The 15797-nt window shown below is 74.4% G+C and carries 11 protein-coding genes; 2 read left to right on the top strand and 9 right to left on the bottom strand.

Features of this window, described 5'->3' with window-relative positions:
* Positions 1-44 precede the first annotated feature (44 nt).
* From ACZ6EM_RS08140 to ACZ6EM_RS08100, 9 genes are all read right to left on the bottom strand, one after another.
* Positions 45-2522: a SpoIIE family protein phosphatase gene (locus ACZ6EM_RS08140; RefSeq protein WP_465772032.1), complete on the bottom strand. Its 2478-nt coding sequence runs from the start codon at positions 2520-2522 to the stop codon at positions 45-47.
* A gap of 146 nt (positions 2523-2668) precedes the next feature.
* Positions 2669-3289, bottom strand: a complete 621-nt coding sequence (locus tag ACZ6EM_RS08135) for a TetR/AcrR family transcriptional regulator (protein WP_452179777.1) — start codon at positions 3287-3289, stop codon at positions 2669-2671.
* Positions 3290-3402: 113 nt separating this feature from the next.
* The gene (locus ACZ6EM_RS08130; RefSeq protein ID WP_465772031.1) at positions 3403-5001 is read right to left on the bottom strand and encodes a 4-coumarate--CoA ligase family protein; all 1599 of its coding nucleotides are present in this window, start codon (positions 4999-5001) and stop codon (positions 3403-3405) included.
* Between the two features lie 345 nt (positions 5002-5346).
* Positions 5347-6534 (bottom strand): acyl-CoA dehydrogenase family protein, encoded by a 1188-nt coding sequence (locus ACZ6EM_RS08125; RefSeq protein ID WP_401043623.1) that lies wholly within the window; start codon positions 6532-6534, stop codon positions 5347-5349.
* 12 nt (positions 6535-6546) lie between these two features.
* A complete protein-coding gene (locus ACZ6EM_RS08120; RefSeq protein ID WP_465772030.1) occupies positions 6547-8535 on the bottom strand; it encodes an acetyl/propionyl/methylcrotonyl-CoA carboxylase subunit alpha in 1989 nt (662 codons plus the stop codon).
* Positions 8536-8550: 15 nt separating this feature from the next.
* On the bottom strand, positions 8551-10149 hold the full coding sequence (locus tag ACZ6EM_RS08115; RefSeq protein WP_465772029.1) for an acyl-CoA carboxylase subunit beta: 1599 nt from the start codon (positions 10147-10149) through the stop codon (positions 8551-8553).
* A complete protein-coding gene (locus ACZ6EM_RS08110; RefSeq protein WP_465772112.1) occupies positions 10146-11822 on the bottom strand; it encodes an acyclic terpene utilization AtuA family protein in 1677 nt (558 codons plus the stop codon). The genes ACZ6EM_RS08115 and ACZ6EM_RS08110 overlap by 4 nt, the downstream gene beginning before the upstream one ends.
* Before the next feature lie 246 nt (positions 11823-12068).
* Positions 12069-13025, bottom strand: a complete 957-nt coding sequence (locus ACZ6EM_RS08105; RefSeq protein WP_452179781.1) for a helix-turn-helix transcriptional regulator — start codon at positions 13023-13025, stop codon at positions 12069-12071.
* Positions 13026-13134: 109 nt separating this feature from the next.
* Positions 13135-13677 carry a pyridoxamine 5'-phosphate oxidase family protein gene (locus ACZ6EM_RS08100; RefSeq protein ID WP_465772028.1) on the bottom strand — a complete coding sequence of 181 codons (543 nt, stop codon included), beginning with the start codon at positions 13675-13677 and terminating at the stop codon, positions 13135-13137.
* A 294-nt stretch (positions 13678-13971) separates the two neighbouring features.
* Here ACZ6EM_RS08100 and ACZ6EM_RS08095 point away from each other — a divergent pair, with 294 nt between their 5' ends.
* Both ACZ6EM_RS08095 and ACZ6EM_RS08090 read left to right on the top strand, forming a co-directional pair.
* Entirely contained in the window at positions 13972-15204 is a 1233-nt protein-coding gene (locus tag ACZ6EM_RS08095; RefSeq protein ID WP_401043606.1) for a C40 family peptidase, read from the top strand.
* 177 nt (positions 15205-15381) lie between these two features.
* Entirely contained in the window at positions 15382-15795 is a 414-nt protein-coding gene (locus ACZ6EM_RS08090) for a VOC family protein (RefSeq protein WP_380352930.1), read from the top strand.
* Positions 15796-15797 lie beyond the last annotated feature (2 nt).

Here is a 15797-nt window from a genome sequence, read left to right as displayed (position 1 = left end):
CCCCCGGGGGAACGGCCGTTCCCGTCTGCCGGAGCGGCCGTTCCCTAGGAGGCCCCGAAGGGCAGCTCCAGCTCCGCCCAGACCACCTTGCCGTCCCGGGTCAGCCGGCTGCCCCAGCGCTGGGCCAGCTCGCTGACCAGGAACATCCCGCGTCCGCCCTCGTCCTGCTCGGCGAACGGGCGCAGCTGGGGCGTCTGGCCGCCGGCGTCGGAGACTTCCACGGTGAGCACCCGGTCGCGGAACAGCCGCAGCCGGCGCGGGGCGTCGGCGTGCAGCAGGGCGTTCGTGACCAGCTCGCTGACCAGCAGCTCGGCGTAGTCGGTGACCGCCGACAGGCCCCAGGCCTCCAGGGTGGCGCGGGTGAAGCGGCGGGCCTTGCCGGGCACCCGGCCCCCGCCGGACAGCGGCAGGGTGGCGATCCGGTCGGCGGGCAGCGGCAGCACCCGGGCCATGATCATCGCGATGTCGTCCTCGGTGCCGTCGGTGACCAGCGCCGCGAGGACGGCGTCGCAGTTCTCCTCCAGGGTCCGGCCGGGGCCGGACAGGGTGCGGGCGAGCAGGTCGATGCCGGCGTCCAGGTCCTGGCCGCGCCGCTCGACCAGGCCGTCGGTGTAGAGCGCGACCATGCCGCCCTCGGGAATGTCGAACTCGATCGACTCGAAGGCCACCCCGCCGACGCCCAGCGGCACCCCGGGCGGCACGTCCACCCGGGCGGCGGTGCCGTCGGGGCCCACCCGGACCGGCGGCAGGTGCCCGGCCGAGGCGATCTGGACGGTGCGCTCCAGCGGGTCGTACACCGCGCAGACACAGGTGGCGAACTGGCCCTCGCCGATCCCCGTGGCGGTCTCGTCCAGCCGGGTGAGGACCTGCTCGGGCGGCATGTCGAGGGTGGCGAGGGTCCGGGCGACGGTGCGCAGCTGACCCATCGTGGCGGCGGCCCGGATGCCGTGGCCCATCACGTCGCCGACCACCAGGGCGACCCGCCCGCAGGACAGCGGCACCACGTCGAACCAGTCGCCGCCGACCTCGCTGACCACGCTGCTGGGCAGGTAGCGGTAGGCGATCTCCAGGCCGAGGGTGCGGTGCACCTCCTGCGGCAGCAGGCTGCGCTGGAGGGTGAGCGCGGTCTCCCGCTCGCGGCGGTAGAGCCGGGCGTTGTCGAGCGCCAGCGCGGTGCGGGCGACCAGTTCCTCGGCGAGGGCGACGTCGGCGGCGGTGAACGGCTCGGGGTTGCGCATCCGGATGAACTCGGAGCCGCCGAGCACCATGCCCCGGGCGGTGATCGGCACCATCAGGTACGAGTGGATGCCCGCCGCTATGCCGGGGGCCACCCGGTCCTCGCTGGCCACCAGGCCGCGCAGCGCCTCCTCGTCCACGTGCGAGCGCAGCAGCGGCTTCCCGCTGCGCAGGCACTGGACGTAGCTGCGGTCCGGGGAGTACTCGGAGGTCTCGCCGACCACGTCCACGGCGTGCGCGAGGCCGCTCTCGTAGGACTCCCCGACGGCGACGGCGCGCAGCGTAATGTTCCGGTCGGAGGGGATCACGGTGGGCTCGGAGCCGCGCAGCACCGGCTCCAGCAGGTCGACGGTGGCGAAGTCGGCGAACCGGGGGACGACCGCCTCGATCAGCTCCTCGGCGGTGCGCTGGAGGTCGAGGGTGGTGCCGATCCGGGCGGTCGCCTCGGCGATGGTGGCGAGCCGTTCCTGGGCGCGGGCGGCGCGGGCCTCGGCCTGGAACCGCTCGGTGACGTCGATGATCGAGGAGCAGACCCCGAAGATCCGGCCGGTGGAGTCCTCCAGCCGGAAGTAGGAGGCGGACCAGGCGTGGTCCCGCTTGGGGTCGCCGGGGACCCTTCCGTGCGAGCGGGCGTCCACCACGGGTTTGCCGGTCCTCAGCACCTGACGCATGATCTGCTCGATCTCGGCGCTGTTGATGCCGGGCAGCACGGCGGATATCCGGCGGCCGAGGTGGGCGGCGACCGGCACCCCGTTCATCCGGGCCAGCGCCTCGTTGATCCGGATGTAGCGCAGTTCGGTGTCGTAGACGGCCATGCCGATCGGCGAGCGGTCGAAGACGCCGTCCAGCACGGCGAGGTCGGCCTCGACGGCGTGCAGGGCGCGGGTGTCGGAGGCGGTGGCGAGCAGCAGCAGGGTGCCGCCCGGGCCGGCGATCGGGTAGGTGCGGAACTCCAGGTCGACCTTGTGGCCGTCGCGGTGGCGCACCGGGAAGACGCCGGACCAGCCGCTGCCACCCATGATCCGCTGGAAGAGGCCGAGCACCTCGGAGCGGTCGGACTCGTCGGTGAGCAGTTGGGCGGCGTAGCTGCCGACGGCCTCCTCGGAGGAGTAGCCGAGCAGGGCCTCGGCGTCCTCGCTCCAGTGCAGGATCAGTCCGTCGTCCTGGAGCAGCACCGTGGCGAGCGGGACGAGCCGATGGCCTTCGGGGTACGTGCCGTCGGAACGTCCGGGGTTGCCGCCCGGTGCCGGGTCGGCGTCGGTCGCGTCCCACTCGTGTCCGTGCATGATCAGGCAGCACCCCGGTTCGGCTCGTGCCCGGCCGGGGGCCTCGCGGTCCGTGCCGGCCGGGATTCTTCTCCAGACTGCACGGACATCGGCCGCCCGGCGACCCCTTGGTCAGGGGGCGTCCGGCCGCTCCGGTTGTACGGGCGTCATGGGCGTACCGGCCGCAGCGTACTCTCCAGAACGCCCGCCCACTGCCGGATCACTCCGGAACGTCGGTGGCTGTCATCGGTGAGCAGGTTGGCGAGGCCCAGTCCGCGGGCGAGGTCCAGTGTGGCCTGCACGGATTCGCGCACGCCGGGGCGGCTCTCGTCGGCGTCCAGGAACTCCACGGCGGCCCGGTGGGCCTCCCGGCCGACGCGGCCCTCCAGGGCGATGATCCGCTCACGCAGCACCTCCTCGGTGGCGGCGGCGGTCCACAGGTGCAGGGCGGCGCGGAACAGCGGGCCGGTGTAGAGGCGCACGATCATGTCGACCACGGCCCCGGTGCGGTCCGGCCCGGCGGCCGGCAGGTCGTCCGCGTGGGCGCGGACGGCTGCCAGCCGCTCGGCGGTGACGTGCTCGACGGCCGCGGTGAAGAGGTCCTCGCGGGTCGGGAAGTGGTGCTGGGCCGCGCCCCGGGAGACCCCGGCCCGCTCGGCGACGACGGTGACGGTCGAGCCGTGCCAGCCGAGCTCGGCCAGGCATTCCACGGCCGCCGCGAGCAGCCGGGCCCGGGTGGCTCGGCTGCGGTCCTGCTGCGGGGCGCGGGCGGCGGGGTGGCTGGTCATGGCGGCGGGCGGTTCCTGTTCCGATCGGGGCGCGGCGGGTCCCGGTCGGGGCGCGGCAGGAAGATCCTCACAGACGGGCGCCGGTCTTCGGCCGCCGGGGCGGCCCGGTCCGGTCAGCGGACGCCGGCGCGCCCGGCCTCGCGGGCGCGCAGTTCGCGGCGGAGGATCTTGCCGGCTGCGGACTTGGGGACGGCGTCCACGAACTCCACCGCGCGGACCTTCTTGTACGGGGCGACCTGCCCGGCGACGTACCCGGTGACCTCCTCCTCGGTCAGGGCGCTGCCCGGGGCGCGGACCACGAAGGCCTTGGGGCACTCGGTGCCCTCGGCGTCCGGGACCCCGATCACGGCGGCGTCGGTGATCTGCGGGTGGCCGAGCAGGACGGCCTCCAGCTCGGCGGGGGCGACCTGGTAGCCCTTGTACTTGATCAGTTCCTTGACCCGGTCGACGATGTGCAGGTAGCCGCGCTCGTCCACGAAGCCGACGTCGCCGGTGTGCAGCCAGCCGTCGGCGTCGACCACCGCGGCGGTCTCGGAGGGGCGGCCCAGGTAGCCCTTCATCACCTGCGGGCCGCGGATCAACAGCTCGCCGCGCTCGCCGGGGCCGAGGTCGCCGTCGGAGCCGTCCAGGGCGGCGATCCGCAGCTCGGTGGAGGGGACCATTCGGCCGACCGAGCCGGGCGAGGGGTCGCCCTCGCGCGGGGAGACGACGTGGGTGACCGGGGAGAGCTCGGTCATGCCGTAGCCCTGGAGCAGGTGCGGCAGGCCCAGGCGCCGGGCGCAGGCGTCGGCGAGTTCATGGTCCAGCGGGGCGGCGGCGCACAGCAGGTACTCGACGGAGGAGAGGTCGTACTGGTCCACGATCGGGTGCCGGGCCAGTGCGAGGGCGATCGGCGGGGCGACCACCAGGGCCTGCACCCGGTGGTCCTGGACGGTGCGGCAGAACTGCTCCAGGTCGAAGCGGTGCAGCACGACCACGGTGGCGCCGCAGCGCAGCGGCTGGTTGAGCAGCGCGGCCAGCCCGTAGATGTGGAAGAAGGGCAGGACGGCGAGCACCCGTTCGCCCTCGGCGGGGCGGTAGAGGGCGTCGCACTGGGCGAGGTTGGTGGCGATCGAGCGGTGGGTGAGCATCACGCCCTTGGGCAGGCCGGTGGTGCCGCTGGAGTACGGCAGCACGGCGATGTCCTCGCCCGGGTCGATGGCGACCTCGGGGGCGGGGCCGGTGGCGGCCAGCAGGTCGGCGAGCGAGCGGTGGCCCTCGGCGCCGTCCAGGACGACGGTCCCGGCCAGCGGGTGGCCCTGTTCGGCGAGGAGTTCGGCGGCCGCACGGGCGGTCGACAGGAAGGCGGAGACGGTGACCAGCCAGCGGGCGCCGCTGTCGCGCAGCTGGCCGGCCAGGTCGGCGGGCTTGGCGAAGGAGGAGACCGTGGTGACGGTGGCGCCGGCCCTGGTCGCGCCGTAGAAGGCCATCGGGTAGGCGGTCGAGTTGGGGCTGAAGAGGGCGACGACGTCACCGCGGCGCACGCCTGTCTCGGCCAGCCCGGCGGCCACCCGCTCGACGGCGGCGGCGAGTTGGGCGTAGCTGGTGCTCTCGCCGGTGACGCCGTCGATCAGGGCCGGGCGGTCGCCGTACCTGTGCGCGGCGCCGAGTACCGCCTCGTGGATCGGCTGGTCGACCGCGGAGACGTCGGGGAACTCGCTGCGGAACACCAAGGTGAGCCTCCAGTAAGGAAGTTGACGTAGCAACAAAACCGGCGAGCAGTTCCGTGCGGGGCGCGTTCAGGAGCATACGGACAGTCGGGGGTCCGGCTCGGCCATTGTGGGGAACCCGTGACCGTCCGTGCGTGGCGCGGTTGCTCCCGGGGGGCGCCCGACGGGGCGGTGTGCACCACGGGGTCGAATGGACCGTCCGGGTGAGCACCGCCGCCCGCCGCGCCGCTCACCCGGGATCCGGCTCCCCGCGCTCGCGCCCGACGCCCCGGCGACCGTCCTCGGACCGACCGCCGCGCACCGGGGACACCACCGGCGCGCTCGCACACCTGGGCGAGGTCTCGTGCATCAGTACGACTTCGGCAGCCCGAGGGTGTGCTGGGCCACGTAGTTGAGCACCATCTCGCGGCTGACCGGGGCGACCCGGCCGACCCGGGTGGCGGCCAGCAGCGCGCCCAGCCCGTACTCCTGGGTCAGGCCGTTCCCGCCGAGGGTCTGCACCGCCTGGTCGACGGTACGGGCGGCGGCCTCGCCGGCGGCGTACTTGGCCATGTTGGCGGCCTCCCCGGCGGCGAGGTCCTCCCCCGCGTCGTAGAGCAGCCCGGCCTTCTGGGTCATCAGGCGGGCCAGCTCGATCTCCACCGCGCACTGGGCGAGCGGATGGGCCAGGCCCTGGTGGGCGCCGATCGGGGTGGACCAGACCGTGCGGGTCTTCGCGTACTCGACCGCCTTGCCGAGGGCCTGGCGGGCGAGGCCGAGCGAGAAGGCCGCGGTGAGGACGCGCTCGGGGTTGAGGCCGGCGAACAGCTGGAGCAGGCCCGCGTTCTCGTCGCCGACCAGGGCGTCGGCGGGCAGCCGGACGTCGTCCAGGAAGACCTGGAACTGCTTCTCCGGGGCGACGAGCTCCATCGGGATCGCCCGGAACTCGAAGCCGGGGGTCTCGCGCGGGACGACGAACAGGCAGGGCTTCAGCTTGCCGGTGCGGCCCCCACCGGTGTCCACAGTCTCGGTGCGGGCCACGAACAGCACCGCGTCACAGTGGTCGATGCCGGAGACGAACACCTTGCGGCCGGTCAGCAGCCAGTCCTCGCCGTCCCGGCGGGCCACCGTGGAGATCCGGTGGGAGTTCGAACCGGCGTCCGGTTCGGTGATGCCGAAGGCCATCCGGCGGCTGCCGTCGGCCAGGCCCGGCAGCCAGCGGCGCTTCTGCTCCTCGGTGCCGTAGCGGGCTATCACCGTGCCGCAGATCGCCGGGGAGACGATGAGCAGCAGCAGCGGGCACCCGGCGGTGCCGAGCTCCTCCAGGACGATGGCGAGGTCGGTGATGCCGCCGCCCCCGCCGCCGTACTCGACGGGCAGGTTGACGCCGAGGTAGCCGGCCTTGCCTGCGTCCGCCCACAGCTCGTCGGCGGGTTCGCCGGCCCGGGCCTTGGCGAGGTAGTAGGCGGAGCCGTAGCGGCGGCCGAGGTCGCCGACGGCCCGGCGCAGGGCCTGGCGTTCGGGGGTCTCCAGGAGCTGACTGCCGATGGTGGACATGCGGGTCCTTCCTCAGGCTTCGATGGGCTGGACGACGGCCAGCAGGGTGCCGGTTTCGACCTGCCGGCCGGGGGTGGCGCGCAGTTCGACGAGGGTGCCGTCGGCCGGGGCGGCGACGCGGTGCTCCATCTTCATCGCCTCCAGCACCAGCAGCGGCTGGCCGGCGGTGACGGTGTCCCCGACGGCGGCGAGGACCCGGACGACGGTGCCGGGCATCGGGGCGAGCAGCGCGCCGGGCTCGGTGCGGACGGTGGGGTCGGGGAAGCGCGGCAGGGCGGTGAGTACGGTGCCGCCGGCCGGGGTGTCGACGTGCACCCGGTCGCCGTAGCGGGCGACGCGGTAGGTGCGTCGCAGCCCGTCCTCGGACAGCACCACCCGGTCCGGCGCGGCCTCGACGAGTTCGACGTCCGGGTGGTCCTCGGCCAGCAGACCGGCGCGGGTCAGCCGGTAGCGGACGGCCGTCTCGGTGCCGTCCTCGGCCCGGTAGCGCTTGAGCTGCGGCTGCGAGGGCAGGTTGCGCCAGCCGGAGGGCAGCGCGCCGCGGCGGCCGGCGGCGTCGGCGAGGGCGGCGGCCAGCGCGGCGCGGTCGGCGCCCTTGCTGTCCGGGGCGGTGAGTTCGGCCGCGTGCTCGGCCAGGAAGCCGGTGTGCAGCTCCGCGGCCAGGAAGGCCGGGTGGCGCAGGGCGCGCACCAGCAGGTCCCGGTTGGTGGCCGGGCCGTGGATGCGGGCGCGGGCGAGCGCGTCGGCGAGCCGGCGGGCGGCGGCCGCGCGGGTGGGCGCCCAGGCGATCACCTTGGCGAGCATCGCGTCGTAGTGCGGGGTGATCCCGCTGCCGGCCTCCACTCCGGAGTCCAGCCGCAGTCCGGTGCCTCGTCCGGTGCCCGTGCCCGTTCCTGTGCCTGCTCCTGTGCCTGCTCCGGCTCCGGCTCCGGCTCCGGTGAACTCCTGGTACGGGAGCGCGAGTTCGAGCCGGTGCAGGGTCCCGGTCGCGGGCTGCCAGTCCTTGGCCGGGTCCTCCGCGTAGAGCCGCGCCTCGATCGCGTGGCCGCCGGGGGCCGGGGGCTCGGGCGCCAGCGCGTCCCCCTCGGCGACGGCGAGCTGCAGCGCCACCAGGTCCAGCCCGGTGACGGCCTCGGTGACCGGGTGTTCGACCTGCAGGCGGGTGTTCATCTCCAGGAAGAAGAACCGGCCGTCCCCGGTGAGCAGGAACTCCGCGGTGCCGGCGCCCGTGTAGCCGATCGCTCTGGCCGCGTCGCGGGCCGCCGCGTGCAGGCCGGCGCGCACCTCCGCGGGCAGGCCGGGGGCCGGGGCCTCCTCGATCACCTTCTGGTGCCGCCGCTGCAGCGAGCAGTCGCGGTCGCCGACCGCCCAGACGGTGCCGTGGGCGTCGGCCAGCAGCTGGACCTCGACGTGCCGTCCGGCGGGCAGGTAGCGCTCGCAGAACACCTCGTCCGAGCCGAAGGCCTTGGCCGCCTCGGCGCGGGCGGCCGCCAGTTCGCCGGGGAGGTCCGCCAGGCTCCGGACGACCCGCATGCCGCGACCGCCACCGCCCGCCGCGGCCTTGACCAGCAGGGGCAGGTCGGCCTCGGTGGGCTCGGTCAGCGCGCCGAGCACCGGCACCCCGGCCGCGGCCATCAGCTCCTTGGCGGCGGTCTTGGAGCCCATCGCGGCGATCGCGGCCGGCGGCGGGCCGATCCAGAGCAGTCCCGCGTCCAGCACGGCCCGCGCGAAGTCCGCGCTCTCGGACAGGAATCCGTAGCCGGGGTGGACGGCGTCGGCCCCGGCGGCGAGCGCGGCCCGGACGATCAGGTCGGCCCGCAGGTAGGTGTCGGCGGGCGCGGCGCCGGGCAGCCGGACGGCCGCGTCGGCCTCGCGCACGTGCGGGGCGCCGGCGTCCGGGTCGGAGTGGACGGCGGTGGTCGCGATGCCGAGCTCCCGGCAGGTGCGGAAGACCCGGCGGGCGATCTCACCCCGGTTGGCGACCAGCAGATTGGTGATCATCGTCTCGGGGGTCCTTTACAGTCGGAAGACGCCGTAGCCGCGCGCGCCCTCGACCGGCGCGTTGTGGATCGCGGACAGGCACAGGCCGAGCACCGTCCGGGTGTCGCGCGGGTCGATCACGCCGTCGTCGTAGAGCCGGCCGGAGAGGAACACCGGCAGCGACTCGGCCTCGATCTGCTGCTCGACCATCGCCCGGATCGCCGCGTCCGCGTCCTCGTCGTAGGGCTGTCCCTTCGCCGCGGCGGACTGCCGGGCGACGATCGACAGCACTCCGGCGAGCTGCTGCGGGCCCATCACCGCGGACTTGGCGCTCGGCCAGGCGAACAGGAACCGCGGCTCGAAGGCCCGCCCGCACATGCCGTAGTGGCCGGCCCCGTACGAGGCGCCCATCAGGACCGACAGGTGCGGGACCTTCGAGTTGGCGACCGCGTTGATCATCATCGCGCCGTGCTTGATGATGCCGCCCTGCTCGTAGTCCCTGCCGACCATGTAGCCGGTGGTGTTGTGCAGGAAGAGCAGCGGGGTGTCCCGCTGGTTGGCCAGCTGGATGAACTGGGCGGCCTTCTGGGACTCCTGGCTGAACAGCACGCCCTGGGCGTTGGCCAGGACGCCGACCGGGTAGCCGTGGAGGAGGGCCCAGCCGGTGGCCAGGCTGGTGCCGTAGAGCGGCTTGAACTCGTCGAAGTCGGAGCCGTCGACGATCCGGGCGATCACCTCGCGCGGGTCGAAGGGCACCTTGAGGTCGCCGGGGACGATCCCGAGCAGCTCCTCCTCGTCGTACGCGGGCGGTTCGGCGAGCCGGTCCGGGCCGGGGCCGGGCTTGCGGTGGTCGAGCCGGGCGACGATCCGGCGGGCGATCCGCAGCGCGTCCGCCTCGTCCACCGCGAAGTGGTCGGCCAGGCCGGAGACGCGGGCGTGCATCTCGGCGCCGCCCAGCGACTCGTCGTCGGCCTCCTCGCCGGTGGCCATCCTCACCAGCGGCGGGCCGCCGAGGAACACCTTGGCGCGCTCCTTGACCAGCACGGTGTGGTCGGACATGCCCGGCACGTAGGCGCCGCCGGCCGTCGAGTTGCCGAACACCACCGCCACGGTGGGGATTCCGGCGGCGGACAGCCGGGTGAGGTCGCGGAACAGGGCGCCGCCGGGGATGAAGATCTCCTTCTGGCTGGGCAGGTCGGCGCCGCCCGACTCGACCAGGTTGACCAGCGGGAGGCGGTTGTTCAGCGCGATCTCGTTGGCCCGCAGGGCCTTGCGCAGGGTCCAGGGGTTGCTGGCGCCACCGCGCACCGTCGGGTCGTTGGCGGTGATCACGCACTCCACGCCCTCGATCGTGCCGATCCCGGTGACCAGGGCCGCGCCCACCGGGTAGTCGCTGCCCCACGCGGCCAGCGGGGACAGCTCCAGGAACGGGGAGTCCGGGTCGACCAGCAGCTCGATCCGCTCGCGGACCGGCAGCTTGCCGCGCTTGCGGTGGCGCTCCACGTACCTGGGGCCGCCGCCCGCCAGCGCCTTGGCGTGCTCGGCGTCGAGTTCGGCGAGCTTGGCGACCATCGCGGCGCGGTGCTCGGCGTGATCGGGCCCGGCCGGGTCGACACGGGTGGTCAGGACGGTCACAGCGGGGCCTCCGGGCTGTCCAGGAGCAGGGTCGGGATGTCGAGGTGGCGCGAGCGCAGCCACTCCCCGAGGGCCTTGGCCTGCGGGTCGAAGCGGTGCCGGGCGGCGACGCCCTCGCCGAGCAGACCGGTGAGGGTGAAGTTGACCGCGCGCAGGTTCGGCAGAACGTGCCGGGTGACTTCCAACTCCTCGGTTTCCGGCAGGAGTTCGCGCAGCCGCTCGACGGTCAGGGCGTGCGCCAGCCAGCGCCAGCCGTCCGCGGAGCGGGCCCAGACGCCGAGGTTGGCGTCCCCGCCCTTGTCGCCGCTGCGGGCGCCGGCCACCAGGCCGAGCGGGGCCCGCCGGGTGGGGCCGGCCGGCAGCGGTTCGGGCAGCTCGGCCTCCACCGGGCGGGCCTGGTGGGGCTGTTGGGCCCCGGTGGTGACGGGCGCCGGCGGTACGGCGATCCGGCGGCCGTCCGGCAGCACGGCGGTGTGCTCGACGGCCTTCGCGTCGATGTGCGCGGCACTGAACACGCCGTACGGCGCGCCCGGTCCGGGCGGGGCGGTGAGGTGGAAGCCCGGGTACCCGGCGAGACCCAACTCGACGGCCGCCTTGCCGAGTTCGCGTCCGACCTTGGCCGGGTCCGGGTCGCGGGCGGCCAGCCGCAGCAGGGCGGAGGCGCCCTCCTCGGTCGGGGCGTCCGGGTGGTCGGTGCGGGCCAGGGTCCAGCGCAGCTCGGCGGGCCGGGCGCCGGGCGGCAGGGCGTCGGCGAACTGCCGCCGCGCCAGGTCGGCCTTGGCCTCGATGTCCAGGCCGGTGAGGACGAACACCACCTCGTTGAGGTGGCCGCCGAGCCGGTTGAGGCCCGCCTTCAGGGTGGGCGGCGGGGCCTCGCCGCGCACGCCGTCGATCCGGACCCGGTCCGGGCCCTCCCCGGTGAGCCGCACGCTGTCCAGCCGGGCCGTGACGTCCGGGCCGAGGTAGTGCGGTCCGCCGGTCTCGTACAGGAGTTGGGCGGTGACGGTGCCGGTGGTGACGGCGCCGCCGGTGCCCGGATGCTTGGTGATCACACTGGAGCCGTCGGCGCGCAGTTCGGCGAGCGGGAAGCCGGGCCGGGTGACGTCGTGCTCCCGGAAGAAGGCGTAGTTGCCGCCGGTCGCCTGGGCGCCGCACTCCAGGACGTGCCCGGCCACCACGGCGCCGGCCAGGGCGTCCAGGTCCTCCGGGGTCCAGCCGAAGTGGGCGATCCCGGGGCCGACGACCAGTGCCGCGTCCGTCACCCGGCCGGTCACCACCACGTCGGCGCCGGCGGCCAGGCAGGCGGCGATGCCGAACCCACCGAGGTAGGCGTTGGCGGCCAACAGGCCGCCCGGCAGGCCGAGTTCGGCCCGGCGCGGAAGCAAGTCGTCGCCCTCGACATGGCCGACGGCCGTCTCGACCCCGAGCCGCCCCGCCAGCGCCCGCAGCTCCTCGGCGAGCCGGGCCGGGTTGAGGCCGCCCGCGTTGACCACGATCTTCACGCCGCGTTCGCGGGCCAGGCCGAGGCACTCCTCCATCTGGCGCAGGAAGGTCCGGGCGTAGCCGAGCGACGGGTCCTTCAGCCGGTCCCGGGCGAGGATCAGCATCGTCAGCTCGGCCAGGTAGTCCCCGGTGAGCACGTCCAGCGGCCCGCCGGTGAGCATCTCCCGCATCGCCGCGAAGCGGTCCCCGTAGAACCCCGAGGCGTTGCCGATCCGCAGTACCGTGCCGTCGCGCACCAAGGCGCCTCCCCTGCCGGTGAGTTGGGCGCGCCCTTGGTCGGGCGCCACCGGGCAGCAGCGTGGCACCGTCGACAGAAAAAAGCAATCATGCTTGCTTGTTTCCTTGCACCTGCGCTGCTCGCCGCCCTCCGCCGTCGCCGGCCGTGACCGGCCGGGCGCTTCCCCGGGGGCGGCCGGTCAGGCGTAGCGGGCGGCGGCGCGGCGGGTGGCCTCGGCGAGGCGGGCGCGGAGTTCGGGCGGCTGGAGGACCTCGGCCTCCGGGCCGAGGCGGAGGAGTTCGAAGTAACCGATCTCCCAGGTCTCGACCGGCAGGGTCACGGTGACCCAGCCGTCGGCGTCCGGCGGGCCCGCGGTGGCGAGGGCGTCGGCGGCGGCGGTCGGTTCCAACAGGACGGCGAGGTTCTCCACGGCGAGCGGGCTCAGGCGCACCAGCGCCCGCTCGCGCAGCATGGCGCGGGTGAACTCCCGTGCCGCCGCGGCCCAGTGCTCGGCGAGGTCGAACTCCGGGTCGCGTTCGAACCGCTCCTCGCCGGCCTCGGCGGTCTCGAAGCGGTCCACGCGGTACGAGCCGAACCGGCCGGAGGGCCCGCGTGCCACGGCGTACCACTGCCCGGCCTTCAGGACCAGGCCGTACGGCTCCAGCCGCCGGTCCCGGGTGCCGCCGCGCGCCGCGTAGCGGGCGTGGAGCACACGGTCCTCCCACACCGCGCGCGACACCTCGGCGAGCAGCGCGGGCGTCCCGGCCTCGCGGAACCAGGCCGGTGCGTCGAGGTGGAACCGCTGGACGGCGGCCGCGGGGGCGTCGCCGAGCGCGGCGGCGACCTTCAGCCGGGCGGCCAGGGCCCGCCCGGCCAGGCCCATGTCGCGCAGCGGGCCCGGGAGGCCGGCCAGGTGCAGGACTTCCGCCTCCGCGCGTTCGAGGCCGGTGAGGCGGGTGCGGTAGCCGTCGATCAGTCGGTAGCCGCCGCCCCGGCCGCGTTCGGCGTACACCGGCACCCCGGCCTCGACCAGGGCGGCGACGTCCCGCTGCACGGTGCGCTCGGAGACCTCCAGCTCGACCGCGAGTTCCGCGGCGGTCATCTCCCGCCGGGACTGGAGGAGCAGCAGCAGCGCGATGGCCCGGCTCGCCCGCACGTCGCCCCTTCCGCTCGTCCGTCGTCGGGCGCCCGGTGGTCCCACGGCGGCGCCGGCACCATTCTCGCCGGGCGCGGGTCCGGTGCGGACGGGTCCGGTGCGGACGGGGTCACGCCTCCTCCGCCCTCTCGCCGGCCTCGCCGAGCCTGGCGGGGTCGGGGGCGAACGCGGCCATCCACTGCGGGTGCAGCCGGTAGTAGACCACGTCGTTGTCCCAGTCGAAGGCGTCGGCGCCGTAGAAGTCCTGGAAGTACGCGAGCAGGTCCGGCCAGTCGGCGGCCGGCTCGCCGTCGTGGGGGTTGAGGACCTCCACGGTGCCGTGGGTGAACACGCCCAGGTCCTCCCCGCGCAGGTGGGCGGCGCTGGCGGCGGGCCGGGCGGCGAGGTGCCGCGCCTTGGCGGCGCCCCGGGCGGTGCCGAAGTGCCACGTGCCGTGCAGGAAGTGCCCGTCCACGCCGCTGATCCGGGGCTCGCCCTTCGCCGTCACGGTGGACAGCGCGAGCGTGCACATGCCGGTGAGCACGCCGGTGAGCTGCCCGGCGGTGAGGGTGCGCTCGCTGCTGATGATCGACCGCAGGTGCGCCGTGGAGCGGGAGAGCGAGGTGTCGAGGAGGGCCTGGAGCCGGCGCAGCTCGTCGGGTGTTTCGCGCATGGGGGTCCTTCTTCCGTGCGTCTTTCCGTGGGTCTTCGTGTGTCGTCCCGGCCGGCGCCGTCACGGCGCCGGCCGGTGACCCCACTGTCTCCGCAGAACCCGACATCCTCTGTCGTATTTCCCCCGCGACTTCTCCGGGCGCGGCGGATCACCCCGGCAACACCCTCGCCGCCTGCCGCGCAGTTGCCGGTTTCCGCGCCCGTGACCAGCGAACCGGCAACTACCGGAACCCCAGGATCCGTGTGCCGCCGAACCATTGACCCGGAGTCAGCGCCTCCGGAAAGATTCGCGACCATGACTACGCGCGTAAACCTTCTGTCGCGGTGGCTGGTCGCCCCGCTGCGGTGGGCGGCTCTGCTGTCGGTGCTGGTGTCGGTCGGCGTGTTCTTCGCCGGGGCCGGAGCCGCTCAGGCGGCACCCGCCTGCGGGGTGCTCTCCACCGGCGCGGCGCCGCAGGCGACCGCCGCCGTCCGTTCCGCCTGCGGGCTGATAGGCACCCCGTACTCGTGGGGCGGCGGCCACGGCTCGCAGCCCGGTCCGACGTACGGCCTCTGCGACCCCGCCAACGGCGCCCCCAACGACTGCAACGTCCGCGGCCTGGACTGCTCCGGCATGGTCCGCTACGCCTACGACCTGGCGGTCGGCACGGACGTCATCAACGGCACCACCCGGACCCAGTGGCCGACCTCCCGGGCGGTCGCCCGCTACTACCGGGCGGACGGGACCGCACCGCTGCTCCCCGGCGACCTGGTGTACTTCGGCAACACCGCCTCCACCATCCACCACGTCGCGATGTACCTCGGGCAGGGCTGGATCGTCGAGGCCCCCTACTCCGGCGGCTACGTCCAGGTGGCGGCGCTCTCCTCGCACGGCGACTACTACGGCGCGATCCGGCTGTACGGCCCCGGCAGCACCTCGCCGACGACGCCGCCCACCACCCCGCCTCCGTCGAACAGCGGCCAGTACTGGGTGGACACCAACGCCAACGCGCCGGTGTTCGGTTCCCCGACCTCCACCACGAGCACGGGAACGCTGTACCGGGGCACGAACTACGTCTACTGCAAGGCGTGGGGCCGCGAGGTCTCCAGCGGCGCCGGCTACAACCACTGGTGGCTGAAGACCGACCCGGACAGCGGCCCCGGCGGCCAGTGGGTGTCCGCGTTCTACCTGTCCCGGTGGGGCAACGACGTGGCCAAGGACAACAACGGCACCACCGTCCCCGACTGCCCGGGTGGCGGCACCCCGCCCGCCACCGGCAAGTACTGGGTGGACACCAACGCCACCGCGAACGTCTACGCCTCGCCGACCTCCACCAACGCCACCGGGACGCTGTACCAGGGGACCAACTACGTCTACTGCAAGGCCTGGGGCCGTGAGGTCTCCAGCGGCGCCGGCTACAACCACTGGTGGCTGAAGACCGACTCGGACGGCGGCCCCGCCGGCCAGTGGGTGTCCGCCTACTACCTGTCCCGATGGGGCAACGACGTGGCCAAGGACAACAACGGCACCACCATCCCCGACTGCTAGGACCTGGGCAGGACCCGTTCAGGACCCGTTCAGGACCCGTTCCGGCCGTGCCGGCCGCAGCCCCTCCCCCGGGGACCGCGGCCGGCACGGCCGCTCTACCCGACGAGATTCGCAGCCGCCCGGACCGATCAGGATTCGAGAAGCGCCCGGCCGGGGTGCGCGCCTAGCGTTGCGGTCATGAGCGACATCACCATTCACTGGACCTTCCTCCCCCACACCGACCCCGAGGCCTCCCTCGCCTTCTACCGCGATCTGCTGGGCTTCGAGGTGCGCAGCGACGTCGGCGGCGGCCCGATGCGCTGGATCACCGTCGGCCCCGCCGGCCAGCCCGACGTCTCCCTGGTGCTGGAGCCGGCGTCCGCCGACCCGGGCCGCACCGAGGAGGAGCAGCGGACCATCACCGAGATGATGGCCAAGGGCACCTACGCCCGGGTCGTCCTGGGCACCCGCGACCTGGACGGCGTCTACGACCGGCTGAAGTCGGGCGGCGCCGAGCTGGTCCAGGAGCCGACCAAGCAGCCGTACGGCGTCCGCGACTGCGCGTTCCGCGACCCGGCGGGCAACATGGTCCGCTTCAACGAACTGGGCTGAGC

The sequence above is a fragment of the Kitasatospora sp. NPDC041917 genome (assembly GCF_055589745.1).
Note: the sequence above shows the minus strand (reverse complement) of the source record. Positions and strands in the feature narration are given on the sequence as shown.